We start from the raw sequence: 26,488 nt of genomic DNA, 5'->3' as shown, positions 1-26,488 counted from the left end.
CTGGCCGCGCATCGATCCTGCCTCCGGTTTCTTCTTTTGCGTCAGCCGGCCTCCGGCAGGCCCCCGGCGGCGACCACCTGGCGCAGATGGTGGTCCACATCGCCGAACAGCCCGGCGAGGATCGCCAGCCGCTTGAAATAATGCCCTGCCTTGTACTCTTCCGTCATCGCGATTCCGCCATGCAGCTGCACGGCATCCTTGCCGAGCTGGTCCGCCAGCCGCCCGACCAGCGCCTTGGCGGCCGAGAGCGCGGTGCGGCGCGAAGCCGGGTCGGGGTCCTGCACCATCATCGCCGCATACATCGCCATGCTGCGCGCCTGCTCGGTCGCCACCAGCATGTCCGCGGCACGGTGCTGCAGCGCCTGGAAATTGCCGATGGGCTGGCCGAATTGCTGGCGCTGCTTGAGGTAGTCCACCGTCAGGTCGCGCAGCGTCTCCATCGCCCCCAGCGCCTCGGCACAGAGCGCGGCGATGGCTTCATCCACCACCAGCTCGATCAGGGGCAGCGCCGCGCCTTCCGCGCCCAGCAGGGCCTCGGCGGGCAGGCGCACCGCCTCCAGCACGATCTCGGCGGCGCGCAGCCCGTCCTGCGTCGCATAGCCGCGGCGCGTCACCCCCGGCGTCGCGGGGTCGAGCAGGAACAGGCTGATCCCGGCCCGGTCGCGCCGCGCGCCCGCGCTCCGGGCCGAGACGATCAGCCGTCCCGCGCTGTCGCCGCCCAGCACCACGCCCTTCGCGCCCTGCAGCACCCAGCCTGTGCCCTCCCGCGTCGCGGTCGTGGCGACATCGTGCAGGTCGTGCCGTGCCTGGCGTTCCTGATGCGCGAGCGCGAGGGTGAGGCTGCCCTCCGCCACCGCCGGAATGATCGCCGCCCGCTGCGCCGCATCGCCCGCGCGCCGCACCAGCCCCGCGCCGAGCACGACGGTGGCCAGGAAAGGCTCCACCACCAGCCTGCGCCCGAAGGCCTCCATGACGATCATGGTCTCGACGGGACCGCCGCCGAAGCCGCCCTCGGCCTCGCTGAAGGGCAGCGCCAGCAGGCCCATCTCCGCGAAGGCGGCCCAGTTCGCCGCCGCATAGCCCTGCGGCGTGGCGCGATAGGCCTGCCGCTTCTCGAAATCGCCATAGGCATCGCTGACGAGGCGCCCGACGGAATCGGCCAGCAGGCGCTGTTCGTCGGTGAGATCGAAATCCATGTCTCTTCAGAGCCCCAGGAAGGCTTTGGCGATGATGTTGCGCTGGATCTCGTTGCTGCCGCCGTAGATCGAGACCTTGCGGAAATTGAAGAAGAGCGGCGCGGCCGCATCCGCCCATTCGGGGCCGACCGAGGGCAGGTTCAGGCCGTCTTCCTCCCGGTCCGGGCGCGGCAGGGCGTAGGGGCCGGCGACATCCATCAGCAGTTGCGTGGCCTGCTGCTGGATCTCGCTGCCCTTGATCTTGAGGATGGAGGAAGACGGGTCCGGCTTGTCGGAGGCCCGGCTGCGCTGGGCGGCGACCACGCGCATCTGCGTGATCTCCAGCGCCTTCAGCTCGATCTCCGACCAGGCGAGGCGGCGGCGGAAATCGGGATCGTCCCAGACCATGCCCTCGCCGGCCGGTGTCTCCTGCGCCAGGCGCTTCACCCGCGCCAGGCGCTCCTTCGTCATGCCGATGCGCGCGATGCCGATGCGTTCGTTGCTTAGCAGGAACTTCGCGTAGTCCCAGCCCTTGTTGAGCTCGCCGACGAGGTTCTCCGCCGGCACGCGGACCTCGTCGAAGAAGACCTCGTTCACCTCATGCCCGCCATCGATGGTGATGATCGGGCGCAGCGTGATGCCCGGCGTCTTCATGTCGATGAGCAGAAAGGAGATGCCGGCCTGCTTCTTCGCCGCCGGGTCGGTGCGGACCAGGCAGAAGATCCAGTCGGCATATTGGCCGAGCGTCGTCCAGGTCTTCTGGCCGTTGACGATGAAGTGCTCGCCCTCCCGCCGCGCGGTGGTCTTGAGCGAGGCGAGGTCGGACCCCGCGCCAGGTTCGGAAAAGCCCTGCGCCCACCAGATGTCGAGATTGGCCGTGCCCGGCAGGAAGCGCTTCTTCTGTTCCTCCGAGCCGAAGGTCGCGATCACCGGCCCGACCATGGAGACGTTGAAGCCGAGCGGCTGCGGCACGGCGGCGGCCTGCAATTCCTCGACATGGATGTAGCGCTGCACCGGCGACCAATCCTTGCCGCCCCAGGCCACGGGCCAGTTCGGCGTGGCGAGGCCGGCGGCGTTGAGGATGCGCTGGCTGGTGACGTAATCCTCCCGCGCCAGCGCCCGGCCTTCGCTCACCTTGCGGCGGATGGCGCTCGGGATCTGCGTGCGGAAGAAGGCGCGGAGTTCGTCGCGGAAGGCGATCTCCTCGGCGGTGTAGCGAAGTTCCATCTCACGCCTCCTCTTGCCGTAATGCGCTGGCCAGCAGCTTGCCCGCAGCACTGCGCGGCAGCGATTCCCGGATCTCGAGCGCCGCGGGCAGTTCATGGCGGCCCAGCCGGTCGCCCAGGAAATCCCGCAGCGCCTCCAGCGTGAAGGGCGCCGCACCCGCCTTCAGCGCCACGAAGGCCTTCGCGGCCTGGCCACGATAGGCGTCGGGCACGCCGATGACGATGCATTCCGCCACCGCCGGATGCTCGTAGATCGCCTGCTCGATCTGCGCCGGATAGACGTTGAAGCCGCCCGACAGGATCATGTTCTTCCGGCGATCGACCAGGGTGAAGAAGCCGCGCGCATCCATCCAGCCATTGTCGCCGGTGAGGAACCAGCCCTCGACGAAGGCGGCCGCGTTCTCGGCCGCGCGGTTCCAATAGCCGGTGAAGACGTTGGGCCCGCGCACGGCGATCTCGCCGATCTCGCCCACGGGCATCTCCCGCGTCGGATCCTCGAGCGAGACGATCCGCAGGTCGACGCGCGGCAGCGGCAGGCCGATCAGGCCGGCGCGCTGCGGCGCATCGGGCGGCAGGCGCGTGCCGGCGGGGCAGGTCTCGGTCATGCCCCAGCCGCCACCGATGCGGCTGCCGATCAGGCGCTCCACGCGGCCCTGCACCTCGAAGGGCATGGGCGCGCCGCCCGAACTGCATTGCCGCAGCGAGGAGAGGTCCCGCCCCTCGATGCCGGGCAGGCCGGCGATGGCGATCCACATGGTCGGCACGCCGGAGAAGGTGGTGATGCGCAGCCGCTCCACATCCGCCACCCATTGCGCCGCATCGAAGCGCGACCGCAGGTGGCACAGGCTGCCTTCCGCGAATTGCCGCAGCAGCACGGCGGTGAGCGCGAAGATGTGGAAGAGCGGCAGCGCCACCAGCACGCGCGCCGTGCCCGCGGGCAGCGAGGTGCTGTCGCGCCAGGCGGCATAGATCGCGATGGCGGCGGTCATGTTGCCATGGCTCAGCATCGCCCCCTTCGGCGTGCCGGTGGTCCCGCCCGTGTATTGCAGCAGGGCGATGTCCTCGGGTGCGATCGCCGGCCATGCGGCGGGGGGATCGGCCTCCGGCAAGGCGGAGAAATCCTGCGCCGCGTCCTCCCCGCCCCAGCGCGCCTCGGGCGCGAGCATCACGCGCGCCACCGCGCCGGTCTCGCGCAGCCAGGCGGCATTGGCGACGAGGCCCCCCTGCCCCGTGGTGATCAGCAGCCGCGCGCCCGCATCCTGCGCCTTGTGCGCCAGCTCGCGCTTCGCATCGAGCGCCGAGAGATGCACAACCCGCGCCCCGGTGCGCAGCACGGCGAAGAAGCAGATCGGATGCCAGGCGGTGTTGGGCAGGTAGAGCGCCACGCAATCGCCGCGCCCCACGCCCTGCGCCATCAGCCCCGCGGCGAGGCGATCCGCCGCCTGCTTCACCTCGGCATAGCGCAGCACATGGCCGCGATACTCGAGCGCGGGATTGTCGGCGAAGCGGGCGGCCACGTCATCGAGGAAGGCCGGCAGCGTGCCGGGCTGGATGTCCGCGTCCCAGCGCGATTGCGGCGGGTAGGCGGCGTCCCAGGGCCGGCTCACCCGCCCTTCAGGCTGGCGAAGCCGCGCCCCTCCGCGGCGAGGCGAGCGAGCAGCGGCGCGGGCATCAGGCTGTCATCGCCGGTCTGCCGCGCGAAGGCGGTGAGGCGCGCGGCGACATGATCAAGGCCCAGCGCATCCGCGTGATGCATCGGCCCGCCACGCCAGGCCGGCCAGTTGTAGCCCTGCAGCCAGACGACATCGATGTCGCCCGGCCGCGCGGCGATGCCCTCTTCCAGGATCCGCGCGCCCTCATTCACCATCGGCAGCACGAGGCGATCGAGGATCTCCGCTGCGCCGATCACGCGCCGCGCCACACCCTCGGCCGCGCTCACGCGCTCGATCAAGGCGGTGACTTCCGGATCCACGACACCGACCCGCGCCCCATCGGGATACCGGAAGAAACCCTTCTGCGTCTTCTGGCCGAGCCGCCCGGCCTCGACCAGCGCATCGGCCACCGGCGCGCGCTTGCCGGTGGCGCGGCGGATGCGCCAGCCGATGTCGAGACCCGCGAGATCGCTCATCGCGCAGGGCCCCATCTTGAAGCCGAACTCGACCAGCGCGGCATCCACCTGGTCGGGCAGCGCGCCTTCCAGCAGCAGGCGTTCCACCTGCGCGGTGCGGCGCGCCAGCATGCGGTTGCCGACGAAGCCGTAGCAGACGCCGACGACCACGGGCGTCTTCTTCAGGCGCTTGCCGATCTCGACCGCCGTGGCCAGCGCCTCGGGCGAGGTCGCAGCCCCCCGCACCACCTCCAGCAGCCGCATGACATTGGCGGGCGAGAAGAAATGCATCCCCAGCACATCGCCGGGGCGCGTGGTGGCGCGCGCCATCTCGTCGATGTCGAGATAGGAGGTGTTGGAGGCGAGCACCGTGCCCGGCTTCGTCACGCGATCGAGCCTTGCGAAGACCTCGCGCTTCAGCGCCATCTCCTCGAACACCGCCTCGATGACGAGGTCGGCCTCGGCCGCGGCCTCGAGCCCCACGGCGCCCTCGATCAACGCCATCCGCGCATCGCGCGCCGCCTCCGTCAGGCTGCCGCGCTTGACGGAGCTGTCATAGGTGCCGCGGATGCGCGCGAGGCCCCGGGCCAGGGCCTCCTCATCCGTCTCGATCACGCGCACCGGAATGCCGGCATTGGCGAAGCACATCGTGATGCCGGCACCCATCGTGCCACTGCCGAGCACGGCCGCGCGCGCGACGGGGCGGGGCTGCGTGCCGGCGGGCAGGTTCGGGATGCGGGCCGATTCACGCTCGGCGAAGAAGACATGGCGCAGCGCCTTGCTGCGCGGATCCTCGAGCAGGCGCAGGAAGGCCGCGCGCTCGAAGGCCACCGCCTCGGCAAAAGGCTTCTCGAAGGCCGCGCGCACGCAGGCGATGCAATCCGCTACCTGCGGTTCCTCGGCCGCGCGCTTCGCGTGTTTCTGCGCCTCCGCCTCGAAATCCTCGCGACGGCCCAGGCGATCATCGCGCGCGGAAACCGGCGCGGGGGCGATGCGCAGCGCGAGCGCCCGCGCCTCGGCCGCGAGGTCGCCCTCGACGATGCCATCGGCCAGCCCCGCCGCCAGCGCGGCCTTCGCATCCAGCGGCTCCCCCATGACCATCAGGCGCAGCGCCGCCGCCGCGCCCATCAGCCGGGGCGCGCGCTGCGTGCCGCCCGAGCCCGGCAGCAGGCCGAGCTTCACCTCCGGCAGGCCGAGGCTGGCGCGCGGGCCGAGGAGGCGCGCCGTGCAGGCCATCGCCACCTCCAGCCCGCCGCCGAGCGCGGCCGCATGGATCGCCGCGACCACGGGCTTGGGGCTGGCATCCAGGGCGGCGATCAGCTCCGCAAGGGTGGGCGAGACCGGCGGCTTGCCGAATTCCGTGATGTCCGCGCCCGCGATCCAGCTGCGCCCTTCGGCGAGGATGACCAGCGCGCGCACCGCGGGGTCGGCCTCCGCCTGGCGCAGCGCGGCCAGCAGCCCGGCGCGCAGCGCGGCGGAGAGCGCGTTGACCGGCGGGTTCGCCAAGGTCGCCACGGCGACGCCCTCGCTCACCTCCACCCGCACCGGACCCGACATGCGCCGCACCTCCCCAATTCTTGCGGATGGTGTCGCCCAGCCCCTGGCCATGGTCAAGGCACGAGGGCCGCGCCAGGATGGGCGCCGAGGACCCCGCCATGCCAATACCCGCCCTGCTGTACAACCGCCTCAAGCTGCCCGTCATCGGCGCGCCGCTGTTCATCATCAGCAACCCCGATCTGGTCATCGCCCAGTGCCGCGCCGGCGTCGTCGGCAGCTTCCCGGCGCTGAATGCGCGGCCGAAGGAGGAACTCGATGTCTGGCTCACGCGCATCCGCGATGAGCTGACCGAGCATGACGCGCCCTTCGCGGTGAACCAGATCGTGCACGGATCGAATGACCGGCTGGAGCATGACCTCGCGGTCTGCGCGAAGCATCGCGTGCCGATCATCATCACCTCGTTGCGCGCCCCCAACGCCGTGGTCGATGCGGTGCATGGCTGGGGTGGCCTCGTATTCCACGACGTCACCACGCTGCGCCACGCGGAAAAGGCGCTGGAGGCCGGCGTCGATGGGCTGATCCTGGTCGCCGCCGGCGCGGGCGGCCATGCCGGCACGCTCTCCCCCTTCGCGCTGGTGGCGGAGGTGCGGCGTATCTTCGCCGGGCCGATCATCCTCTCGGGCAGCATCACGAATGGCGCGCAGATCCTGGCGGCGCAGGCGATGGGCGCGGACCTCGCCTATATGGGCACGCGCTTCATCGCGACCGAGGAAGCCAATGCCGATGCGCGCTACAAGCAGATGATCGTGGACAGTGCGGCAGCGGATATCCTCTACACGCCCTTCTTCACCGGCGTGCCGGGCAACTACCTCAAGCCCTCGATCACCGCCTCGGGCCTGGATCCGGAGGCGCTGCCGGCGGCGGAGAAGCCCGGCATCAATTTCGGCTCGACGCGGGTGAAGCCCTGGCGCGATGTCTGGGGTGCCGGCCAGGGCGTGGGCAGCATCGCCGATGCGCCGCCGGCTGGCGAGGTGATCGCACGGCTGCGCGCCGAATACGCGGCGGCGCGCGCCGCGCTCTGCGCGGGTTAGGGTTCTTCCCCGGCAGCGATCCGCGCCTCGATGTCGGCGATAGCGGCAGGAAGATCGGCGATCGAATCGATCACGCGGTGCGCGCCGGCAGCAAGCAATTCGCGCGTTGCCTGGGCCCGCAGCGCGTCGCGCTCGGCAGCCGGCAGCGCCGCGAGTTCCTCGGCCGAGAGGCCCACGATGTTGCCGGTCAGCGCCACGCCCACGGCCCAGCAGCCGGCGGCGCGGGCCTCGCCCAGGCCGGGCGGCGTGTCGTCGAGCTTGAGCACGTTTTTCGCAGGCCACACGCCCATCTCCGCCATCGCCTTCCACATCTGCAGCGGCGCGGGCCGGCCTTCGGCGAGATCGCCCGCACAGACCATGATCTCGGGCGCGAAGCCCTGCGCGGCCGCGAGCGGGGCGAGGCGCTGCATGATCGGGCGCGTATAGCCGGTGGTGGAGCCGATGCGCGTGCCGCGCGCGGCGAGCCAGGCGAGGCTCTCCGCCGCGCCGGGGATCAGCGCGCTGTGCGCCTCCACCGCTTCGATGTTCAGCGGTTCGAAGACCGTGAAGATGGATTGCACGTCGCGCTCGTCGAAATCACGCCCATGCCGCACGCGCCAATCGGCGTTCACCGCCGCGCCGACCAGGCGGATATGGTCCGCCTTGGCCATGCCCATCGGCCCGCGCGCATCGGCGATGGAGATGCGCACGCCGAACTGCGCGAAGGCCGCGACGAAGGCGCCCATCGGCGCGCGCGAACCATGGTCGAGCACCGTGCCCGCCCAGTCGAAGATCACGGCCTTGATCATGCGATGCCCCACTCCTGCAGCACCTCTTCCGCGAGGCCGAAGGCGGTGCTCGCCCCGGTGCCGGAGGTGACGGAAACCAGCCGCACGCCGGGCGAGACGGCCTCGACGAAGGCGTCCTCCGGGCCGGAAGGATAGACGCCGACCCAGCGCTCGATCGTGGGCGGCGGCGCGCCCAGCACGGCGGCGAATTCCGCCAGGATCAGCGCATCCACCGCCTCGGGCTGGAAGGGATCGGGCGTGGGATCGTAGTGGTGGCTGTCGCCGACCACGAGCGTGCCATCCGCGGATTGCACGACGATGAGGTGCACGCCATCGGCCAGATGCTGCGGCTGCTCGGCCGCCAGCCGCGCGCGCAGCGCCGGCAGGGAGGGGCAATCGGCATAGCCGCGATAGCGGTGCAGGCCGAGATCGCTCATCACCGCGCCCGGCAGCCGCCAGCCGGGATCGGCGAGGCGCAGCATGTGCAGCTTGCACAGCGTTGTCTCGCGCCGCGCGAAGATTTCCGGGAAGAGCGTGGCGATATCCGTGCCCGGGCAGACGACGATGCGCGGGGCGTAGAGCGCGCCCTGGGTCGTCTCCACCACACCCTCCGCCACGCCACGCACCGCGACGCGCGGCAGCAGCGCCACGCCATGCCGCGCGACGAGCCAGGCGGCGAGGCGCGGAATCGCGTCGCGGCTTTCCACGCGCAGTTCATGCGGCGAGTGCAGCGCGGCCTGCACGTTCTGCAGCGGCGCGGGGATCGCCGCCCCGCGCAGCACGCGGCAGCCCTCGCCCATCGGGCCGGCGGCGAATTCCTCGAGCACCTGCGCGGCCTCGGGCCGGCGGGCTGCCATCAGCAGGTCGCGATGCACCACGGCGATGCCGGCCTGGGGCGCGATCTCCGCCCAGACCTCCCGCGCGCGCCGCGCACGACGCCAGGTGTGCGGCGCGCCCTGGCCGGTGACCGTGACGAAGCCGAAATTGCGGATGGAGGCGCCATTCGCCCGCGCATCGCGTTCCAGCACCGCCACCTTGAGCCCCGCGCGCGCGGCGGCGAGGGCATGGGCAAGGCCGACGATGCCGGCGCCGACGATGATGAGGTCGAAAGAAGAGGGCTGCATCGCGCGCGAAACTGCGTCAGCCCCGGCGGGCGTGCAACCCGTTCACGAAACCGTCATGAAACCGTCGCGCGTTGGCCGTTCGCCTGCCAGGCGCGCAGCATCACGAGGCCCACCGCCAGCATGGTCGGGCCGATGAAGAGGCCCAGGAAGCCGAAGGCCACGAAGCCGCCGAAGACGCCCAGGATGATGAGGGAGAGCGGCATCTCCACGCCGCGCTTGATCAGCAGCGGGCGCAGCACGTTGTCGCCGCTGGAGACGGCGATGGCGCCCCAGAGCGCCATGAAGATCGCCCAGCCCGTGCTGCCGCCATCATAGAGCCACCACGCCGCGCCGGCCCAGGTGACGACCACGAGCGGGCCCAGCACCTGGCTGATGGAGAAGACGAGCGTGAGGAAGCCCAGCAGCGCCGCCGCCGGCACGCCCGCGATGGCGAAGCCGATGCCCGCCAGCACACCCTGCAGGACGGAGGTGCCGACCACGCCATAGGCGACCGAGCGCACCGCGCCGGCGGCGGCTTCCAGCGCCGCCGCGCCGGTCGGCCCGCCCAGGCGCACCGCGCCATGCGTCAGCGCCTTGCCGATCACCTCGCCGCTGCTCCAGACCATGGTGGCGACGACCAGCGCCAGCAACATCTGCAGCGTGCTGTCGAGCAGGCCCGTGGCAACGCTGATCAGCACGCTCTGGATCCGCCCGACATAGGGCGCGACGAGGGGGCCGATCTCGCTTTGGTTGGCGGCCAGATGCGTCCATTTCCCGACGATCCACCCGCCCACCATCGGCAGATCGCCGATCCAGGCCGGCGGCGTGGCGGGGGCGGCGGCGATCATGGCGCGCGCCGTGGTCGCTCCCCCCTCGATGGCGGCAACCAGACCGGGCGCGACGGCCAGCAGCGGCAGGATGATGGCGGCGAGCACCAGCAGCAGCAGCAGCGTGGCCGCGCGGCCGGGGCGGAAGCCGCGCGCCACCAGCATCACGCGCAGCGGCCAGAGCGCGATGGCGAGGATCGAGCCGAACAGGATCGCGGTCGCGAAGGGCTGCAGCGTGGCGAGCACGCCGAGCACCACCGCGGCCACGAGCACGAGGGCCAGGCCGCGCTCCACCGTGGCGCCGATGCTGCCCGGCCCCGGCGCGGCGGCGGGCGGTGGCTGCTGTTCATCCATCGCCCGTCCTCCTTGTTCAGCCAAGCTTGCGCTTGACGACCTCATTCACCAGGGCCGGGTTGCCCTTGCCCTGCATGGCCTTCATCACCTGGCCCACGAAGAAGCCGAACAGCGTCACCTTGCCGGCGTGATACTGCGCGATCTTGTCGGCATTCGCGGCGAGCACGGCATCGACCGCGGCCTCGATCGCGCCCGTATCGGTCACCTGGCGCAGGCCACGCTTCTCGACGATGGAGGCCGGCGGTTCATCGGCTTCGAGCATCGCCTCGAAGACCTCCTTGGCGAGCTTGCCGGAGAGTGTGCGGTCGCTGATGAGGTCGAGCAGCGCGCCGAGATGGGCGGCACTCACCGGGCTGTCGCTGACCGAGCGCTTGAGCCGGTTGAGCGCGGCGAAATAGTCGCCCGTCACCCAGTTCGCCGCCATCTTCGCATCACGGCCGCGCGCGACTTCCTCGAAGAAGGCAGCCGTTTCCTTCTCCAGCGTCAGCACATGCGCGTCATAGGGGCTGAGGCCCATCGCGACATAGCGCGCGCGCCGCGCATCGGGCAGTTCGGGCAGCGCCGCCTTGAGCGATTCCACCCAATCCGCGTCCAGGACCAGCGGCGGAAGGTCGGGCTCGGGGAAGTAGCGGTAGTCATGCGCGTCTTCCTTGCTGCGCATGGAGCGCGTGATGCCCCGCGCCGGTTCGAACAGGCGGGTTTCCTGCTCGACCGTGCCGCCCTCTTCCCAGACCTCGATCTGGCGCCGCGCCTCGGCCTCCACCGCCTGCATGACGAAGCGGATGGAATTCACGTTCTTCACCTCGCAGCGTGTGCGATAGCCCTCGCCCGCCTTGCGGACGGAGACATTGACGTCGGCGCGCATCGAGCCCTCGTCCATGTTGCCGTCGCAGGTGCCGAGATAGCGCAGGATCTGGCGCAGCTTGGTGAGATAGGCGCCGGCTTCCTCGGGGGAGCGCATGTCGGGCTCGCTCACGATCTCCATCAGCGCCACGCCCGAGCGGTTGAGGTCGATGAAGCTCTTGGACGGGTGCTGGTCGTGCAGCGACTTGCCGGCATCCTGCTCCAGATGCAGGCGCGTGATGCCGATGGTCTTGGTGCTGCCGTCGGAGAGCGTGATCTCGACCGCGCCCTCGCCGATGATCGGGTGGGCGAACTGGCTGATCTGATAGCCCTGCGGCAGGTCGGCGTAGAAATAGTTCTTGCGGTCGAAGCGCGACCAGAGATTGACCTTGGCGTTGAGCCCGAGACCCGTGCGCACGGCCTGGGCCACGCATTCGCGGTTGATCACGGGCAGCATGCCGGGGAAGCCGGCATCGATGAAGCTCACCTGGCTGTTCGGCTCGGCGCCGAAGGCGGTGGCGGCACCGCTGAACAGTTTCGATTCGCTGATGACCTGGGCATGGACCTCGAGGCCCACGACGATCTCCCAGGGGCCGGTGCGGCCTTCGATGGTGTAGCTCATGCGCGCATCCCCGGCAGCGCGGTGAAGTTGGCCGAACGCTCGATGGCGGCGCCGACGGCGAAGACCGATTCCTCGTCGAAGGCGCGGCCGATCACCTGCAGCCCGAGCGGCAGGCCCTGCGCGTCGAGCCCCGCCGGCACGGCGAGACCCGGAAGCCCGGCGAGGTTCGCGGTGACGGTGAAGACGTCGTTCAGATACATCGTCACCGGGTCGTCCTGCTTCTCCTCCAGGCCGAAGGCGGCCGAGGGCGTGGCGGGGGTGACGATCGCATCCACCATCTGGAAGGCCTGCTCGAAATCGCGGCGGATCAGCGCGCGCACCTTCTGCGCCTTGAGGTAGTAGGCGTCGTAATAGCCGGCACTCAGCACATAGGTGCCGATCATGATGCGCCGGCGCACCTCGGCGCCGAAGCCGGCGGCGCGGGTGCGCTCATAGAGGTCGCGCAGGTCGGAATTCGGCTCCGTCACGCGCGTGCCGAAGCGCACGCCATCATAGCGCGCGAGGTTGGAAGAGGCCTCGGCCGGGGCGACGATGTAGTAGGTGGGCAGCGCGTATTTCGTGTGCGGCAGGCTGATCTCCACCGTCTCGGCGCCGGCCTCGCGCAGCCAGGCGAGGCCCTGCTGCCACAGCGCCTCGATCTCGGGCGCCATGCCGTCGAGCCGGTATTCGCGCGGCACGCCGATGCGCAGGCCCTTCACGCCGCGCGCGCAGGCGGCGGCGAAATCGGGCACGGGCAGGTTCGCGCTGGTGCTGTCCTTCGGGTCGTAGCCGGACATGGAGCGCAGCAGGATCGCCGTATCCTCCACCGTGCGCGCCACCGGCCCCGCCTGGTCGAGCGAGGAGGCGAAGGCGACGATGCCGAAGCGCGAGCAGCGCCCATAGGTCGGCTTGATGCCGGCGATGCCGCAGAAGGCGGCCGGCTGGCGGATGGAGCCCCCCGTATCGGTCGCCGTCGCGCCCAGCGCCAGGCGCGCCGCCACCGCCGCCGCCGAGCCGCCGGAGGACCCGCCGGGGACAAGCCGCGTCTCGGGATCATTGGCGCGCGACCAGGGATTTTCCACCGGCCCGCTCGCGCTGGTGGTGTTCGACGAACCCATGGCGAATTCGTCGAGATTGGCCTTGCCAAGGAAGACGGCGCCGTCATCCAGCAGCTTCTGGCTCACCGTGCTCTCATAGGGCGGCACGAAGCCCTTGAGGATGCGGCTGCCCGCCGTGGTCTCGGTGCCCGCCGTGCAGAACAGATCCTTGATGGCGAGCGGAATGCCTTCGAGCGGCCGCGCCTCGCCCTTCGCGCGCCGCGCATCGGCGGCCGCGGCCTGCGCCAGCGCGCGCTCGGCGGTCACGGTGATGTAGGCGTTGAGCCGCGGGTTCAGCCGGGCGATGCCATCGAGGTGCGCCTGCGTGAGTTCCACGCTGCTGATCCGCTTCGCGTCGAGCGCCTCCAGCGCGCCCTTGAGGGTGAGATCCGTCGCGCGCATCACTCGACCACCTTCGGCACGCCGAAATACTGGCCCTGCCGGTCCGGCGCATTGGCCAGCACCGCATCGGCCTGGCCGCCATCGGTCACGGCGTCGGCGCGGAGCGGCGCGGCGGCGAGCGCGGTGGCGCTGCCCCCGGCCATCGGCTCCACGCCGTCGGTGTCCACGGCCTGCAATTGCTCGATCCAGCCCAGGATGCCGTTGATCTCGGCCTGCGCCTGGCTGACCTCATGATCCTCCAGCCGGAGGCGCGCGAGGGCGGCGATGCGCCTTATGGTCGCGGTGTCGAGGGACATGGACGAACGAAAATCCTTGAAAAGACTGGATTTGCCGGAAGGGCGGGGGCGGACCATAACGGCGGGCATGACAGTCTTCAACATGCGCGATCTGCGCGACGCCCTGCCCCGCCATGCCCGGCTCATCGGCCTCGATCCGGGGTCGAAGCTGGTGGGGGTGGCGCTGAGCGATGTCTCGCTGATGCTGGCCTCCCCCTACGGCGCCCTGCCGCGGGGCAAGCTGGCGCGGCTCGCGGCCGAGATCGGCGCCATCGCGGCAAGGGAAGGCGCGGGCGGGCTGGTGATGGGCCTGCCGCTTTCCATGGATGGCAGCTTCGGCCCCGCTGCCCAGGCCGCCAAGGATTTCGGCCGCGCCCTGTCGGAGGCCACGGGCCTGCCCATCGCCTTCTGGGATGAGCGGCTGTCCTCGGCGGCCGTCAACCGGGCGATGATCGAGGCCGATGTGACGCGCGCGAAGCGGGCCAAGGCCGTGGATGCCGCGGCCGCGGCCTACATGCTCCAGGCCGCCCTGGATGCCAGCCGCGCGCCCGGCTAAGTTCCCGCGACAGTTCAGCCGAGTCCGCGCATGTTCCCCTTCCCGCACCGTCATCTGCTGGCCATCGAGGGGCTCGAGCCGCCCTATATCGCGGACCTGCTCGACCTCGCCGAGAACTACGCCCTGCTGAACCGCCAGGGGAAAACCCAGCGCGACCTGCTGAAGGGCCGCACGCTGATCAACCTCTTCTTCGAGGACAGCACCCGCACCCGCACCAGCTTCGAACTCGCCGGCAAGCGGCTGGGTGCGGACATCGTGAACATGAGCGTGTCCACCAGCTCGGTGAACAAGGGCGAGACGCTGCTGGACACCGCCAGCACGCTGAACGCCATGCATACGGATCTGCTGGTGATCCGCCACGGCCAGTCCGGCGCGCCGGCGCTGCTGAGCCAGAAGGTGGATGCGGCCGTGATCAATGCCGGCGACGGCACGCATGAGCACCCGACCCAGGCGCTGCTGGATGCGCTGACCATCCGCCGCCACAAGGGCCGGCTGGAGGGGCTGACGGTGGCGATCTGCGGCGATGTGCTGCATTCGCGCGTCGCACGCAGCAACATGCACCTGCTGCTGGCCATGAACTCGCGCGTGCGCATCGTCGGCCCGCCGACGCTGATCCCGGCCGAGGCCGCACGGCTCGGCGTGGAGGTCTTCCACGACATGAAGCGCGGCCTGGCCGACGCCGATGTCGTGATGATGCTGCGCCTGCAGAAGGAACGCATGACCGGCGGGCTTGTGCCCTCCGCGCGGGAGTTTTTCCGCTTCTACGGGCTGGATGCCGAGAAGCTGGCCTATGCCAAGCCCGATGCCATCGTCATGCATCCGGGCCCGATGAATCGCGGCGTGGAGATCGACAGCGCCATCGCCGACGACCCGGCGCGGAGCGTGATCGGCGAGCAGGTGGAGATGGGCGTCGCGGTCCGCATGGCGGTGCTCGACGTGCTCTCGCGCAAGCTGCCGCGCAACCGCTAATCCGGCAGCGCCACCCACCCCTCGCCGGGGTCGAAGGCGGTGATGCCGCGCGCGATCCGCGCCGTCTGCGGGCCGAGGTCGCGCTGCCAGACCACGCCGTCATGGCTGATCATGAAGCTCATGATGCCCGAATTGCCGTGCTGCGCCGGGATCGCCAGCACCGCGAAGCCGCCGATCATCCGCCCGTTCACGAGGAAGGAGCGCGCCCCGCCCGGTGCGGCGGGCCCCTGCGCCTCCAGGATGCGGAACAGGTAGCCATGCACCGGCGTGGGCGTGCCATCCGCGCTGCGCGCATAGCCGCCCAGGCTCGCCGCCGCGACCAGCGGGCCGAGCGGGCTCGGCGCCTCGCCCGCCGCACTCGGCCAGTACAGCCCGTCGCGCTGCCCGGCGGTGGAGAAGAAGCGGCGGGCATAGGCACGGAAGGCGCCCTGGCGGCCCACCGTGCGGGCATACTCCACCTGCGCATCGGCGATGGCGCGCAGCGTCTCGATGGTGTCGAGTTCGTTACGCCCGATGCGGCGGTCCAGGATCGCCTGCCCGCCGAGCCGCGCATCGAAGCGCCATTGCGCCCCGCGCCGGACCATCGGGATCGGGAAGGGCCAGTCATCCGCGCCGGTCTGCAACTCGGCCCGGTCCGGCGTTGGCAAGGTGATACTGTTGCGCGCGGCGTAGGAGGCCGCGAAGCGCTCCCGCGCCGCGCGATCGGCCACCGGATCGCCCGAGCGGATCAGCCGCTGCGCGGATTCGCCCAGGATCCGCAGCAGCGCGCGCTCATCATGCGCGGCGATGGCGGCGGCGAGGGCCGCGAAGCCCTCCTCCGCCGAGCGGAAATTCTGCGGCGGCGTTGGCGGGCGCGGCGCCTCGGCTGCTGGCGGGGCGGGCTCCGGCGTGGCCTGGGCGAGGGCGGCGGGGCTGGCGAGCAGCAGGCCGAGACCGGCCAGGGCGAGCAGGCTGCGCATGGACATCTTCCCTAACCCCGCCCGCCGCGAAGACCCTCGCCGCCGCCTCGCCCGCCGCCACCCTGCTGTCGCGCGGGGGCCTCGCGCCCCGGAGTCGGGCGAGCTTGGGCGGGGCGCGGCTGGGCCTCGCGGCTGGCGGCGCCGCGCTCGGCGGCGGCGCGGACGTCGCGGCCCTGCCCCTGGTCGCGCAGCGCGGGGGGCGTGCGTGCCGGCGCGGGGGCCGGCGTGGCCGGGCGCGTCGTCGGCCGGTTGGCGAGGTTGGGGCGATCCGCGCCGCCCGGCCGCTGTGCGCCGGGCTCGGGGCGCTGGACCGGGCGTTCGGCCGGGCGTTGGGCCGGCGTGCCGGGACGCACCGGCTCACGCGGCCCCGCCGCGATGCCGCCGCCACGCTCAGCCTGCTCGACGCGGCCGCGGAACTGCTCGCGGCTGTCGGCGCGGTTGCCGGGTGCATTGGCGCCGCGATAGCGGTTGTTCACCTCGGTGTTGCGATAGGCGACGCCGCCGCGATGCGTGCTGTCGTGCCGCCAGACGTTGTTGTTGATCTGCGCGCGGTTGACGTTGATGTTGTTGTAGCGGTTGACGTTCACATTGACGCTGCCGCGGCCCCAATTGGGCGAGCCCCAGCCCCAGAGCGACCCCACGATCGCCGCCCCGGCGGCGAAGGCCATGCCGGTCAGCAGCGCCGTCGCGATGGCCTGGCCGGGCGGCGGCGGGAAAGTGGCGGGCGGGTAGGTCGTGTGCGGCCAGGGGCCGAAGACGACGTTCGGGTCATAGACCGGCACATAGACGACGGTCGGGTTGGTCGGCGCGATGGTGATCACCTGGGGCGGCGCCTGCACCACGACCACGCTGGCGGCCTGGGGCGCGGCCTCGGACGGGGCGATGGCGATGGTGTGCTGCGGCCCCGTCTGCAACTGGCCCGCCGCATGGGCGCGCCCGCGCAGCACCTGGATGGTGTTGAGCACATCCGTCTGTTGCGCCAGCACCGCATCGCCAAGTTGCTGCGTCCAGTCGAGCTGCTCGCTCATCATCTTGAGCAGATCGGGAAAAGGGGTGAGCGACTTCACCGAAGGGTCCCAGGGCTGGGCCTGCAGCGCGGTGGCAAGGGCATCGCCCTGCAATTGCGCGTTCTGGCCCTGGCGCAGCCAGCGCTCGGCCTGCACCACCTCGAGCGGGTAGGTCGCCGCCATCAGCATCTGCATCAGCAGGTCGTCGGGGAAGAGCGCGATGGGCGCGAGCAGCTGTTCGAGCTGCGGCTGGCTCAGCGGCGCGTCGTCATTGGCCACCTGCACCGGTTGCGGCGTGGCCTGGGGCACGCCCTGCGCCAAGGAGCCATGCGGCACGCCAAGGCCCGCGACACCGACACTCCCCGCCAGCAGCAGCAGCGCAAGGCGCCGCCATCGGGCGGGCTGCTCCAGGGCAGCGCGTGGCGTCCGGGGCATCACGCCCTCCCCTTGTGTCTTGCCGGGACGATAGACCCTCCCGGGCGGGAGGCAATGGTCCTTCAATCGGCGGTCGCGCCGCTGGCGCGCACCACCGGCACCCATTCGGCGAGTTCGCGCCGCAGGAAGGCGGCGAATTCGGCCGGGCTGCCTTCCAGGATCGGCGGCAGATCCTGTTCCATCAGCCGCGCGCGGGTCGCGGGTTCCAGCAGCGCGCCGCGCACCGCCTCGTTCATCCGGGCGACGATGGCGGGCGGCGTGCCGGCGGGGGCGAAGAGCCCGAACCAGGAATAGGCCTTGTAGCCCGGCAGCCCGGCCTCGGCCGCGGTCGGCACATCGGGCATGAGGGGCGAGCGCGCGGCGGTGGCGACAGCGAGGCAGCGCAACCGGCCGCTTGCATGATGGGGTGCGATCAGCGCCGGCGTGTCGAAGCAGATCGCCACCTGCCCGGCCAGCATGTCCGCCAGCATGGGCGCGCTGCCGCGATAGGGCACATGCGTCGCCTCCGCCCCGATGGCGTTGAGGAAGGCGACCGCGCCGATATGCGCCGAACCGCCCGCCCCACCCGTGCCATAGGCGTAGCGGCCGGGATTGGCCTTGAGCAGCGCCACCAACCCGGCGAGGTCGGTCACGCCCAGGGAGGGGTGGATGGTGATGCAGATCGGCACCAGCACCGTGGGCGCGACGGCGATGAAGTCACGCTCCGGGTCATAGGGCAGGCGCGGGCCGTAGAGCCCGACCGCGAGCACATGGGTCGAGATCGTGCCCATCAGGAAGGTGCTGCCATCGGGTGCGGCCTTGGCGACGCTGTCCGAGCCGATGGTGCCGCCCGCGCCGCCGCGATTCTCGATCACCACGGGCTGACCCAGGATCTGCTGGATTCGCGGCGCCAGCATGCGCGTGGAGACATCGGTGCTGCCCCCGGCCGCGAAGGGCACGACGATGCGCACGGGCCTGGTGGGCCAGGGCGCTTGGGCCATCGCCGGCATGGGCAACAGGGCAGCGGGCAGGGTGAGCAGGGAACGGCGGAACATCGGGCGGACCTCACGCAGCGAGGATGCGAGCTTACGCCCCTCGCAGCGCCGCGCCATGCCTTCGCCAGCGGTGGCGGGACTCGCGGCGCGGGCTATAAGAGGGACGATGAGCGCGACCCTGATCCTCAACGCCCGCCTGATCGACCCTGGTTCCGGCCTTGATGCGCCGGGGGCGCTGCTGCTGCGCGACGGCGTGATCCTCGACCATGGCGCCAATCTCGGCCGGCCGGATGGTGCCACGGTGGTGGATGCCGCCGGGGCAATTCTGGCGCCCGGGCTGGTGGATATGCGCGCCTCGCTCGGCGAACCGGGTTTCGAGCACCGCGAGACCGTGGCCTCCGCCGCGCAGGCCGCCGCAGCGGGGGGCATCACCACGCTCTGCGCCCTGCCCGACACCGACCCGCCGATCGACGACGCCGCCCTGGTGCAGTTCCTGATCCGGCGCGGCGAGATCACCGGCAGCCTCTCCATCCTGCCCTATGGCGCCGCCACCGCCAGCTGCGCGGGCAAGGACCTTGCCGAGTTCGGCCTGTTGCAGGAGGCAGGCGCCATCGCCTTCACCGATGGCAGGCGCGCCATCGCAAGCGCGAAGCTGATGCGCCTGGCCCTTTCCTACGCCCGCGCCTTCGGCAGCTTCATCGTACAGCATCCGGAAGATCCCTCCCTCGCCGCGAATGGCGCGGCGACCGAGGGCGAGCGCGCGACACGCATGGGCCTGCCGGGCATCCCGGCGGCGGCGGAATCGATGATGGTGGCGCGCGACATCGCGCTGGCCCGCCTGACCGGCGGGCATGTGCATTTCGCCCATGTCAGCACCGGCGCGGCGCTCGACCTCATCCGCGCCGCCAAGGCGGAGGGGCTTCGCGTGACCTGCGATACCGCGCCGCCCTATTTCGACCTGAACGAGACGGCGATCGGCGAGTATCGCACCTATGCCAAGCTCTCCCCGCCCCTGCGCGCGGAGGCCGACCGGCTGGCGGTGGTGGCGGGGCTGGCCGATGGCACGATCGATGCCATCGCCTCGGACCACCAGCCGCATGATGCCGACGACAAGCGCCTGCCCTTCACCCAGGCGGAGGCCGGCGGCGCGGGGCTCGCCACGCTGCTGGCCGTGACGCTGGCGCGCGTCCATGCGGGTGATCTGTCGCTGATGCAGGCGCTGGCGCTGCTGACCGCGCGCCCGGCCGCGCTGCTGGGGCTTCCGGTCGGCACCCTCGCCAAGGGTGCCCCCGCGGACCTCGTGCTGTTCGACCTTGAGCGTGGCTGGCAGGTGAACTCGGGCAGGCTGCCGGGCAAGGCGCAGAACACGCCCTTCGATGGCCGCGCGCTGGAGGGACGGGTGATCGGCACCTGGAAGGCCGGCCGACGGGTGTTCGGCGCATGAGCCTGATCCTCGCCGCGCTGCTCGGCTACCTCCTCGGCTCGGTGCCCTATGGGCTGCTGCTGACGCGCGCGGCGGGGCTGGGCGATATCCGCGCCATCGGCTCGGGCAATATCGGCGCGACCAATGTGCTGCGCACCGGCAACAAGGCGCTGGCCGCGGCCACGCTCGCGCTGGATGCGGCGAAGGGCGCGGTGGCGCTGCTGATCGCCCAGGGCCTGTGGGGCGAGCAGGCCGGCCTCGTCGCCGGCGTGGCGGCCATGGCGGGGCATGCCTTCCCCGTCTGGCTCGGCTTCAAGGGCGGCAAGGGCGTGGCGACGGGGGCGGGGGTTATGTTCGCCGCCGCCTGGTGGCTGGGCGTGGCGGTGCTGGCGGTCTGGCTCGCCACCGCCTTCCTCACCCGCATCTCCTCGGCCAGCGCCCTGGCGGGCTGCGTGGTGGCGCCGATCCTCGCGCTGATCTTCGGCTCCTGGGACCTGGCGCTCGCGGCCTTCGTCCTGGCGGGCCTCATCATCTGGCGCCACCGGCCGAACATCGAGCGGCTGCTGGCCGGCACCGAGCCGAAGATCGGGCGCAAGGCCTGACATGTCGCTGGCCCGGCTTCGCCTGGCCCGGACAGAGGGCGTCGGCCCCAGCGGCTACCAGCGCCTGATCCAGCGCCATGGCAGCGCCGAAGCGGCCCTCGCGGCCCTGCCCGGCATCGCCTCGCGCAGCGGGCGCGTGCTGGTGCCTGCCCCGCTCGCGGAGGCCGAGCGTGAGATGGCCGCCCTGGCCGCCCTGGGCGGGCGCTTCCTGTTCCTCGAGGATCCCGACTACCCGCCGCTGCTTGCCCAGCTCACGGATCCGCCGCCGGTGCTGGCGGTGCTCGGCGCGGCCGAGGTGCTGAAGCGCCGGCAGGTCGGCGTGGTCGGCGCGCGCGCGGCCTCCGCCACCGGGCTGCGCATCGCGGAGGATCTCGCGGCGGGTCTGACCATGGCGGGGGTGGTGGTGACCTCGGGCTTCGCGCGCGGCATCGACACGGCGGCGCATCAGGGCGCGCTGAACGCGCATGGGCGCACCATCGCGGTCTTCGCCGGCGGGCTCGACACCCCCTACCCGCCGGAGAATGCCGGGCTCATGGACCGCATCGTGGCGGAGGGCGGCGCCGTGATCGCGGAGGCCCCGCTCGGCACCGCGCCCCAGGCGCGCCACTTCCCGCGCCGCAACCGCATCGTCGCCGGGCTGGTGCTGGGCCTGGTGGTGGTGGAGGCCGCGCTGCGCTCGGGCAGCCTCATCACCGCGCGCCTCGCGCTCGAGGCCTCGCGGGAGGTCTTCGCCGTGCCCGGCAGCCCGCGGGACCCGCGCGCGGCGGGCGCGAACGACCTGATCCGGCAGGGCGCGCACATCACCGAGACGGCCGAGGATATCCTGGCCCATCTGCCCGCCGCGCCGCGCGAGGCCCCCCTGTTCCGCCTCTCCTGGCAGGCAGATCCGCCGGAAGATGCACAATCCGAGGTTGAATCGCCTCCGGGCGACCAGGGCAAAGTGCTTGAAATGATTGGCACCGCCCCGGTAGCGGTTGACGACCTCGCCCGGCGCTGCCACCTCTCGACGCCAACCGTGCAGGCAATCCTGCTGGACCTGGAGATGTCCGGTCTGGTGGAGAGCCTGCCCGGCAACCGGGTGGCACGGTCGGCGGGCTGAGCTGCCTTCGGCGCCCTCCCGCAGCAAATTGGCGAAAACATGCCCGATGTCGTCGTGGTCGAGAGCCCGGCCAAGGCCAAGACCATCAACAAGTATCTGGGGGGGGACTTCACCGTCCTCGCCTCCTTCGGCCATGTGCGCGACCTGCCGCCCAAGGACGGGTCCGTCCGGCCGGAGGAAGACTTCGCCATGGATTGGGAGGCCGATGAGCGCGGCGACCGCCAGGTCGGCGCCATCGCCAAGGCGCTGAAGGGCGCCAAGCGCCTCTTCCTCGCCACCGACCCGGACCGGGAGGGCGAGGCGATCTCCTGGCATGTGCAGGACATGCTGGCCCGGCGCGGCGCGCTGAAGGGCGTGCAGGTCAACCGCATCACCTTCAACGAGATCACCAAGCGCGCCGTGCAGCATGCGGTGGCGCATCCGCGCGCGCTCGACGTGCCGCTGATCGACGCCTATCTGGCGCGCCGCGCGCTCGACTACCTGGTGGGCTTCAACCTCTCGCCCGTGCTCTGGCGCAAGCTGCCGGGCAGCCGCAGCGCGGGCCGGGTGCAGTCGGTCGCGCTCCGCCTGATCTGCGAGCGGGAATCCGAGATCGAGGCCTTCCGCGCACGCGAATACTGGACCGTGGAGGCCCGCTTCGCGACCCCGGCCGGCGCGCTGTTCGGGGCGCGGCTGACGCATCTGGACGGCAGGAAGCTCGACCAGTTCGACCTGCCGGACGAAGCCAGCGCCATGCGCGCCAAGGCTGCCGTCGAAGCCGGGCAGTTCTCGGTCGCCAGCGTCGAGAAGAAGCGATCCCGCAGAAACCCGCCGCCGCCCTTCACCACCTCCACGCTGCAGATGGAGGCCTCGCGCAAGCTCGGCATGGGCGCGCAGGCGGCGATGCGCGTGGCACAGCAGCTCTATGAAGGGGTGGAGATCGGCGGCGAGACCGTCGGCCTCATCACCTATATGCGTACCGATGGCGTGCAGATGGCGCGCGAGGCGATCTTCGCCATCCGCGACCATGTGAAGGCGAGCTTCGGGCCGGACTATCTGCCCGGCGCGCCGCGCGAATATTCCTCCAAGGCCAAGAACGCGCAGGAAGCGCATGAGGCCATCCGCCCCACCGACGTGACCCGCACGCCCGAGCAGGTCGCCCGCTTCCTCGATGACCGGCAGCGCAAGCTCTACGAACTCGTCTGGAAGCGCGCGGTGGCCAGCCAGATGCAATCGGCCGAGATCGACCAGACGGCGGTCGAGATCGTCGAGCCGAGCGGCAAGACGAAGCTGCGCGCCAATGGCTCGGTCATCGCCTTCGACGGCTTCCTGCGCCTCTACCGCGAGGATGAGGATGATCGCGCCGCCGATGCGCGCGCCGGCATCCTTGCCCCCGGCGCCGCCGAGGATGAGGACAGCCGCACCCTGCCCCCGATGCGCGAGCGCGATGCGCTGAAGCGCAGCGGCCCCGCCATCGCGAACCAGCATTTCACCCAGCCCCCGCCGCGCTATTCGGAGGCCACGCTGGTGAAGCGGCTGGAGGAGCTCGGCATCGGCCGGCCCTCCACCTATGCCTCGATCCTGCAGGTGCTGCAGGACCGCGACTATGTGAAGCTCGACAAGCGACGCTTCGTGCCGGAGGACCGCGGGCGGCTCGTCACCGCCTTCCTCATGGCCTTCTTCGAACGCTATGTGGACACCGGCTTCACCGCGGGCATGGAGGAGAAGCTCGACGACATCTCGGGCGGCCAGGCCGATTGGCGCGCCGTGATGCGCGCCTTCTGGGAGGAATTTTCACGAGCTATCGCGGCAACGAAAGACCTCAAGATCAGCGACGTGATCGATCGGCTCGATGCCGATCTGGGGCCGCATTTCTTCCCCGAGCGCGAGGGCCAGGGCGATGCGCGCACCTGCCCCTCCTGCGCCAATGGCCGGCTCGGCCTGCGGCTGGGGCGCACGGGGGCCTTCATCGGCTGCTCGAACTATCCCGAATGCCGCTACACCCGCCCGCTGATCGCGCCCGGCGCGGAGGGCGAGGCCGGTTCCAGCCTCTCCGACGGCCCGCGCGAGCTGGGCGTGGATCCGGTCACCGGCCAGCCCGTCACGGTGCGGCGCGGCCCCTATGGCGTCTATGTCCAGCAGGGCGAGGCCGGCACGGATGAGAAGGGCAAGCCGACCAAGCCGCGGCGCGCCAGCCTCACGCGCGACATGAACGCGGATACGCTGACGCTGGAGGATGCGCTCGCACTGCTCTCCCTGCCCCGCGTGATCGGGCGCGACCCGGAGACGGGCGAGGAGATCACCGCCGGGATCGGGCGCTTCGGCCCTTATGTGCGGCTCGGCAGCATCTACCAGTCGCTCGAGCCGGGCGATGAGGTGCTGGCGCTCGGCATGAACCGCGCCATGGAGCTGCTGGCCAAGGCGCGCGCCAAGGTGCGGCTGCTCGGGGTGCATCCGAAGGACGGCGCACCGGTCGAGATCCGCAAGGGCCGCTTCGGCCCCTATGCGATGCACGGCAAGATGATCGCCAACCTGCCGCGCGGCCTGGAGATGGAAGAGGCCACGCTGGAAGAGGCGGTGAAGCTGCTCGCCGAGAAGGGCAAGGAATTGCCGCCCCGCGGCGGCGCCAAGGGGAAGAAGGCGCCGGCGAAGAAGGCCGCCGCCAAACCCGCCACCGAGGCCGCGCCGGTGGCGAAGAAAGCCCCGGTCAAGAAGGCTGCCGCCAAGAAGCCGGCAACCAAGAAGCCGGCCGCGAAGAAGGCCCCGGCAAAGAAGCCCGCCGCCAAGAAGGCGGGCTGAGATGGTCCGGCGCGGCCCCCCGCCCAAGGGCAAGCCCGCGTCGAAGGCCAGGCTTCCGCGTCGCAAGGCGCCCGCTGCGGCGCCGCCGGCCCTGCCCTCGCGCGCGGAGCTGCGGGCCTTCCTGCAGGCCGCGCCGGGGCGGGTCGGCAAATCCGACATCGCCCGGCATTTCGGCCTGACCACCGAGCAGCGCCCGGCGCTGCGTGAGTTGCTGCGGAGCCTGAAGGAGAGCGGCCAGGCCGCCCCCGTGGGCCGCAAGGGAATCGCCGCACCCGACCGCCTGCCCGACATGACGGTGGTGGAGGTGATCGGCACCGACGCCGATGGCGACCCCATCGCGCGCCCGATTCAGTGGGACCCGGCCAAGGGCCCGCCGCCGGTGGTCTACATGGCGCGCGAGCCGAAGGGCCAGCCCGCACTCGCGCCGAAGGAGCGCGTGCTCGCGCGCCTCAAATTCATCGGCGCCAACAAGTATGAGGGGCGCACCTTCAAGCGCATCGCCGCCGCCACCGCCACGCGCATCCTCGGCGTCTATGAGGAAGGCCACATCATCCCCACCGACCGCCGCCAGCGCGGCGAGTGGCAGGTGCCGGGCGAACACCTCAACGGCGCGCGGCCTGGCGACATCGTGCTGGCCGAGCCCCTGCCCAGCACCCGGCATTTCGGCGCCCGCCCGGCGCGCATCGCTGAGGTGCTGGGCCGGATGGGCGAGCCGAAGAGCGTCTCCCTGGTCTGCATCCACGCCCATGGCATCCCCGATGTCTTCCCCGCCGAGGCGCTGGCCGAGGCCGAGCGCGCCAAGGGCGTGACGAAGCGCGGGCGCGAGGATCTGCGCGCCATCCCCCTCATCACCATCGATGGCGAGGATGCGCGCGACTTCGACGACGCGGTCTGGGCGGAGCCTGACGGTACCGGCTGGCGCTGCCTCGTCGCCATCGCCGATGTCGCGCATTACGTGAAGCCCGACAGCGCGCTCGACCGCGAGGCCTGGGCGCGCGGCAACAGCGTCTACTTCCCCGATCGCGTCGTGCCCATGCTGCCCGAGGCGCTGTCGAATGGCTGGTGCAGCCTGCGGCCGAAGGAGGATCGCGGCTGCCTCTTCGTCGAGATGCGGATCGATGCCGGGGGCGGCCTGCAGGGCCACCGCTTCGGGCGCGGCATCATGCGCTCCGCCGCGCGGTGCACCTATGAGCAGGTGCAGGCGGCGCGCGAGGGTGGCCCGCTGCCCGAGGGCGTGCCGGAAGAGCTGATCGGCCATCTCTACGGCGCCTTCCACGCCTTCCTGAAGGACCGCGCCCGGCGCGGCACGCTGGAGCTCGACCTGCCGGAACGGCGCGTGCTGCTCTCGCCCGAGGGCAAGGTGCTGGGCGTGGTGCCGCGCGCGCGACTCGATTCGCACCGGCTGATCGAGGAATTCATGGTCGCCGCCAATGTCTGCGCCGCGACCGAGCTGGAACGCCTGCACCAGCCCTGCATGTATCGCGTGCATGACCGCCCCTCGGACGCGAAGCTCGAATCGCTGCGGCAATTCCTGGAGGGGATCGGCCTGAAGCTGCCGCAGCGCGACCGGCTGCACCCGCGCGACTTTTCCGGGATTCTGGCGGCGGTGAAGGACAAGCCCGAGGAGCGGCTGGTCAACGAAACCGTGCTGCGCAGCCAGTCCCAGGCCGCCTATGCGCCGGACAATCTCGGCCATTTCGGTCTGTCGCTGGCCCGCTACGCGCATTTCACCAGCCCGATCCGGCGCTATGCCGACCTGCTGGTGCATCGCGCGCTGATCGCGGGGCTGAAGCTCGGCCCCGGGGCGCTGAGCGATGCCGAGACGGCGCGCTTCCCCGACACGGCCGAGCACATCACCGCCACCGAGCGCCGCGCCGCGGCCGCCGAGCGCGATGCGGTGGACCGCTATCTGGCTGCTTTCATGGCCACACGCGTCGGCAACATGTTCGATGCGCGGATTTCGGGGGTGACACGCTTCGGCCTCTTCGTGACAGTAGAGGAGAACGGGGCGAGCGGCATCGTCCCCTTCGCCGCACTACCGGACGACAGATGGCAGTTGGACGAGGCCGGTCACGCGATGACCGGTCAGAAGACGGGTTTGACCTTCAGCCTCGGCCAGGCGGTCGAGGTGCGGCTTGCCGAGGCAACGCCGCGCACGGGCGGCATGGTGTTCCAGATGATGCAGGGCGCGCCCCGTGGCGGCGGATCGCGCGGGCCGCGCACCAGGGCTTCCTCGCGGCGGCGCTGAGCCTGCTGCTCGCCGCGCCGGCCGCGAGCGAGACCGCCTTCCCCCGCGCCCAGATCGAACCTGTCCTGGCGCG

Annotated in this window: 21 protein-coding genes; 8 read left to right on the top strand and 13 right to left on the bottom strand. The window is 71.4% G+C overall.

Going from position 1 to position 26,488, the window contains the following annotated elements; all coding sequences use genetic code 11:
• Positions 1-41: 41 nt before the first annotated feature.
• Genes AC2D9U_RS23375 through AC2D9U_RS23360 form a run of 4 tightly spaced genes read right to left on the bottom strand, consistent with a single transcriptional unit; the run spans position 42 to position 6,065 of the window.
• Positions 42-1,196 (bottom strand): acyl-CoA dehydrogenase family protein, encoded by a 1,155-nt coding sequence (locus tag AC2D9U_RS23375; RefSeq protein WP_484753785.1) that lies wholly within the window; start codon positions 1,194-1,196, stop codon positions 42-44.
• Between the two features lie 6 nt (positions 1,197-1,202).
• The gene (locus AC2D9U_RS23370) at positions 1,203-2,402 is read right to left on the bottom strand and encodes an acyl-CoA dehydrogenase family protein (RefSeq protein ID WP_484753783.1); all 1,200 of its coding nucleotides are present in this window, start codon (positions 2,400-2,402) and stop codon (positions 1,203-1,205) included.
• 1 nt (position 2,403) lies between these two features.
• Entirely contained in the window at positions 2,404-4,008 is a 1,605-nt protein-coding gene (locus AC2D9U_RS23365; RefSeq protein WP_484753781.1) for an AMP-binding protein, read from the bottom strand.
• Positions 4,005-6,065: a 3-hydroxyacyl-CoA dehydrogenase NAD-binding domain-containing protein gene (locus AC2D9U_RS23360; RefSeq protein ID WP_484753779.1), complete on the bottom strand. Its 2,061-nt coding sequence runs from the start codon at positions 6,063-6,065 to the stop codon at positions 4,005-4,007. The genes AC2D9U_RS23365 and AC2D9U_RS23360 overlap by 4 nt, the downstream gene beginning before the upstream one ends.
• A 98-nt stretch (positions 6,066-6,163) precedes the next feature.
• Between AC2D9U_RS23360 and AC2D9U_RS23355 the strand changes: the two genes are divergently transcribed.
• Positions 6,164-7,096: an NAD(P)H-dependent flavin oxidoreductase gene (locus AC2D9U_RS23355; RefSeq protein WP_484753776.1), complete on the top strand. Its 933-nt coding sequence runs from the start codon at positions 6,164-6,166 to the stop codon at positions 7,094-7,096.
• On the opposite strand, the gene phnX is transcribed toward AC2D9U_RS23355, so the two are convergent.
• From phnX to gatC, 6 genes are read right to left on the bottom strand one after another with little or no spacing between them, the layout of a single operon-like run.
• Positions 7,093-7,884 (bottom strand): phosphonoacetaldehyde hydrolase, encoded by a 792-nt coding sequence (phnX, locus tag AC2D9U_RS23350; RefSeq protein WP_484753774.1) that lies wholly within the window; start codon positions 7,882-7,884, stop codon positions 7,093-7,095. The genes AC2D9U_RS23355 and phnX overlap by 4 nt on opposite strands.
• Positions 7,881-8,987 carry a TIGR03364 family FAD-dependent oxidoreductase gene (locus tag AC2D9U_RS23345; protein WP_484753772.1) on the bottom strand — a complete coding sequence of 369 codons (1,107 nt, stop codon included), beginning with the start codon at positions 8,985-8,987 and terminating at the stop codon, positions 7,881-7,883. The genes phnX and AC2D9U_RS23345 overlap by 4 nt, the downstream gene beginning before the upstream one ends.
• A 53-nt stretch (positions 8,988-9,040) precedes the next feature.
• A complete protein-coding gene (locus AC2D9U_RS23340) occupies positions 9,041-10,147 on the bottom strand; it encodes an AI-2E family transporter (protein ID WP_484753770.1) in 1,107 nt (368 codons plus the stop codon).
• 16 nt (positions 10,148-10,163) lie between these two features.
• Positions 10,164-11,612 (bottom strand): Asp-tRNA(Asn)/Glu-tRNA(Gln) amidotransferase subunit GatB, encoded by a 1,449-nt coding sequence (gatB, locus tag AC2D9U_RS23335; RefSeq protein WP_484753768.1) that lies wholly within the window; start codon positions 11,610-11,612, stop codon positions 10,164-10,166.
• The gene (gene gatA, locus AC2D9U_RS23330) at positions 11,609-13,090 is read right to left on the bottom strand and encodes an Asp-tRNA(Asn)/Glu-tRNA(Gln) amidotransferase subunit GatA (protein WP_484753766.1); all 1,482 of its coding nucleotides are present in this window, start codon (positions 13,088-13,090) and stop codon (positions 11,609-11,611) included. The genes gatB and gatA overlap by 4 nt, the downstream gene beginning before the upstream one ends.
• Entirely contained in the window at positions 13,090-13,386 is a 297-nt protein-coding gene (gatC, locus tag AC2D9U_RS23325; RefSeq protein WP_484753764.1) for an Asp-tRNA(Asn)/Glu-tRNA(Gln) amidotransferase subunit GatC, read from the bottom strand. Before gatC ends, gatA begins: the two co-directional genes overlap by 1 nt.
• Before the next feature lie 67 nt (positions 13,387-13,453).
• Between gatC and ruvX the strand changes: the two genes are divergently transcribed.
• Complete coding sequence (gene ruvX, locus AC2D9U_RS23320) at positions 13,454-13,921, top strand: Holliday junction resolvase RuvX (RefSeq protein WP_484753762.1); 468 nt, start codon at positions 13,454-13,456, stop codon at positions 13,919-13,921.
• Positions 13,922-13,951: 30 nt separating this feature from the next.
• Positions 13,952-14,890, top strand: a complete 939-nt coding sequence (locus tag AC2D9U_RS23315; protein ID WP_484753760.1) for an aspartate carbamoyltransferase catalytic subunit — start codon at positions 13,952-13,954, stop codon at positions 14,888-14,890.
• Here the strand turns inward: AC2D9U_RS23315 and AC2D9U_RS23310 are convergent.
• From AC2D9U_RS23310 to AC2D9U_RS23300, 3 genes are all read right to left on the bottom strand, one after another.
• Positions 14,887-15,849 (bottom strand): DUF2950 domain-containing protein, encoded by a 963-nt coding sequence (locus AC2D9U_RS23310; protein ID WP_484753758.1) that lies wholly within the window; start codon positions 15,847-15,849, stop codon positions 14,887-14,889. The genes AC2D9U_RS23315 and AC2D9U_RS23310 overlap by 4 nt on opposite strands.
• Before the next feature lie 11 nt (positions 15,850-15,860).
• Positions 15,861-17,291 (bottom strand): DUF3300 domain-containing protein, encoded by a 1,431-nt coding sequence (locus AC2D9U_RS23305; RefSeq protein ID WP_484753756.1) that lies wholly within the window; start codon positions 17,289-17,291, stop codon positions 15,861-15,863.
• A gap of 62 nt (positions 17,292-17,353) precedes the next feature.
• Complete coding sequence (locus AC2D9U_RS23300) at positions 17,354-18,325, bottom strand: Bug family tripartite tricarboxylate transporter substrate binding protein (protein WP_484753754.1); 972 nt, start codon at positions 18,323-18,325, stop codon at positions 17,354-17,356.
• 106 nt (positions 18,326-18,431) lie between these two features.
• Here AC2D9U_RS23300 and AC2D9U_RS23295 point away from each other — a divergent pair, with 106 nt between their 5' ends.
• Genes AC2D9U_RS23295 through rnr form a run of 5 tightly spaced genes read left to right on the top strand, consistent with a single transcriptional unit; the run spans position 18,432 to position 26,415 of the window.
• On the top strand, positions 18,432-19,709 hold the full coding sequence (locus AC2D9U_RS23295) for a dihydroorotase (RefSeq protein WP_484753752.1): 1,278 nt from the start codon (positions 18,432-18,434) through the stop codon (positions 19,707-19,709).
• The gene (gene plsY / locus AC2D9U_RS23290; RefSeq protein ID WP_484753750.1) at positions 19,706-20,290 is read left to right on the top strand and encodes a glycerol-3-phosphate 1-O-acyltransferase PlsY; all 585 of its coding nucleotides are present in this window, start codon (positions 19,706-19,708) and stop codon (positions 20,288-20,290) included. Before AC2D9U_RS23295 ends, plsY begins: the two co-directional genes overlap by 4 nt.
• A gap of 1 nt (position 20,291) precedes the next feature.
• Positions 20,292-21,389 (top strand): DNA-processing protein DprA, encoded by a 1,098-nt coding sequence (gene dprA / locus AC2D9U_RS23285; RefSeq protein WP_484753748.1) that lies wholly within the window; start codon positions 20,292-20,294, stop codon positions 21,387-21,389.
• A 39-nt stretch (positions 21,390-21,428) separates the two neighbouring features.
• Complete coding sequence (gene topA, locus AC2D9U_RS23280) at positions 21,429-24,167, top strand: type I DNA topoisomerase (RefSeq protein ID WP_484753746.1); 2,739 nt, start codon at positions 21,429-21,431, stop codon at positions 24,165-24,167.
• Between the two features lies 1 nt (position 24,168).
• Positions 24,169-26,415: a ribonuclease R gene (gene rnr, locus AC2D9U_RS23275; RefSeq protein ID WP_484753744.1), complete on the top strand. Its 2,247-nt coding sequence runs from the start codon at positions 24,169-24,171 to the stop codon at positions 26,413-26,415.
• Positions 26,416-26,488 lie beyond the last annotated feature (73 nt).

The organism is Roseomonas sp. TF40 (assembly GCF_057219975.1).
The sequence above is the reverse complement of the archived record's forward strand: the minus strand, read 5'-3'. Positions and strand labels throughout refer to the sequence as shown.

What these genes read in the sequence shown, in the direction of transcription:
- AC2D9U_RS23375 (WP_484753785.1), bottom strand. Translation starts at nt 1,196, where the DNA reads ATGGATTTCGATCTCACCGACGAACAGCGCCTGCTGGCCGATTCCGTC.
- AC2D9U_RS23370 (WP_484753783.1), bottom strand. Translation starts at nt 2,402, where the DNA reads ATGGAACTTCGCTACACCGCCGAGGAGATCGCCTTCCGCGACGAACTC.
- AC2D9U_RS23360 (WP_484753779.1), bottom strand. Translation starts at nt 6,065, where the DNA reads ATGTCGGGTCCGGTGCGGGTGGAGGTGAGCGAGGGCGTCGCCGTGGCG.
- AC2D9U_RS23355 (WP_484753776.1), top strand. Translation starts at nt 6,164, where the DNA reads ATGCCAATACCCGCCCTGCTGTACAACCGCCTCAAGCTGCCCGTCATC.
- phnX (WP_484753774.1), bottom strand. Translation starts at nt 7,884, where the DNA reads ATGATCAAGGCCGTGATCTTCGACTGGGCGGGCACGGTGCTCGACCAT.
- AC2D9U_RS23345 (WP_484753772.1), bottom strand. Translation starts at nt 8,987, where the DNA reads ATGCAGCCCTCTTCTTTCGACCTCATCATCGTCGGCGCCGGCATCGTC.
- AC2D9U_RS23340 (WP_484753770.1), bottom strand. Translation starts at nt 10,147, where the DNA reads ATGGATGAACAGCAGCCACCGCCCGCCGCCGCGCCGGGGCCGGGCAGC.
- gatB (WP_484753768.1), bottom strand. Translation starts at nt 11,612, where the DNA reads ATGAGCTACACCATCGAAGGCCGCACCGGCCCCTGGGAGATCGTCGTG.
- gatA (WP_484753766.1), bottom strand. Translation starts at nt 13,090, where the DNA reads ATGCGCGCGACGGATCTCACCCTCAAGGGCGCGCTGGAGGCGCTCGAC.
- gatC (WP_484753764.1), bottom strand. Translation starts at nt 13,386, where the DNA reads ATGTCCCTCGACACCGCGACCATAAGGCGCATCGCCGCCCTCGCGCGC.
- ruvX (WP_484753762.1), top strand. Translation starts at nt 13,454, where the DNA reads ATGACAGTCTTCAACATGCGCGATCTGCGCGACGCCCTGCCCCGCCAT.
- AC2D9U_RS23315 (WP_484753760.1), top strand. Translation starts at nt 13,952, where the DNA reads ATGTTCCCCTTCCCGCACCGTCATCTGCTGGCCATCGAGGGGCTCGAG.
- AC2D9U_RS23310 (WP_484753758.1), bottom strand. Translation starts at nt 15,849, where the DNA reads ATGCGCAGCCTGCTCGCCCTGGCCGGTCTCGGCCTGCTGCTCGCCAGC.
- AC2D9U_RS23305 (WP_484753756.1), bottom strand. Translation starts at nt 17,291, where the DNA reads ATGCCCCGGACGCCACGCGCTGCCCTGGAGCAGCCCGCCCGATGGCGG.
- AC2D9U_RS23300 (WP_484753754.1), bottom strand. Translation starts at nt 18,325, where the DNA reads ATGTTCCGCCGTTCCCTGCTCACCCTGCCCGCTGCCCTGTTGCCCATG.
- AC2D9U_RS23295 (WP_484753752.1), top strand. Translation starts at nt 18,432, where the DNA reads ATGAGCGCGACCCTGATCCTCAACGCCCGCCTGATCGACCCTGGTTCC.
- plsY (WP_484753750.1), top strand. Translation starts at nt 19,706, where the DNA reads ATGAGCCTGATCCTCGCCGCGCTGCTCGGCTACCTCCTCGGCTCGGTG.
- dprA (WP_484753748.1), top strand. Translation starts at nt 20,292, where the DNA reads ATGTCGCTGGCCCGGCTTCGCCTGGCCCGGACAGAGGGCGTCGGCCCC.
- topA (WP_484753746.1), top strand. Translation starts at nt 21,429, where the DNA reads ATGCCCGATGTCGTCGTGGTCGAGAGCCCGGCCAAGGCCAAGACCATC.
- rnr (WP_484753744.1), top strand. Translation starts at nt 24,169, where the DNA reads ATGGTCCGGCGCGGCCCCCCGCCCAAGGGCAAGCCCGCGTCGAAGGCC.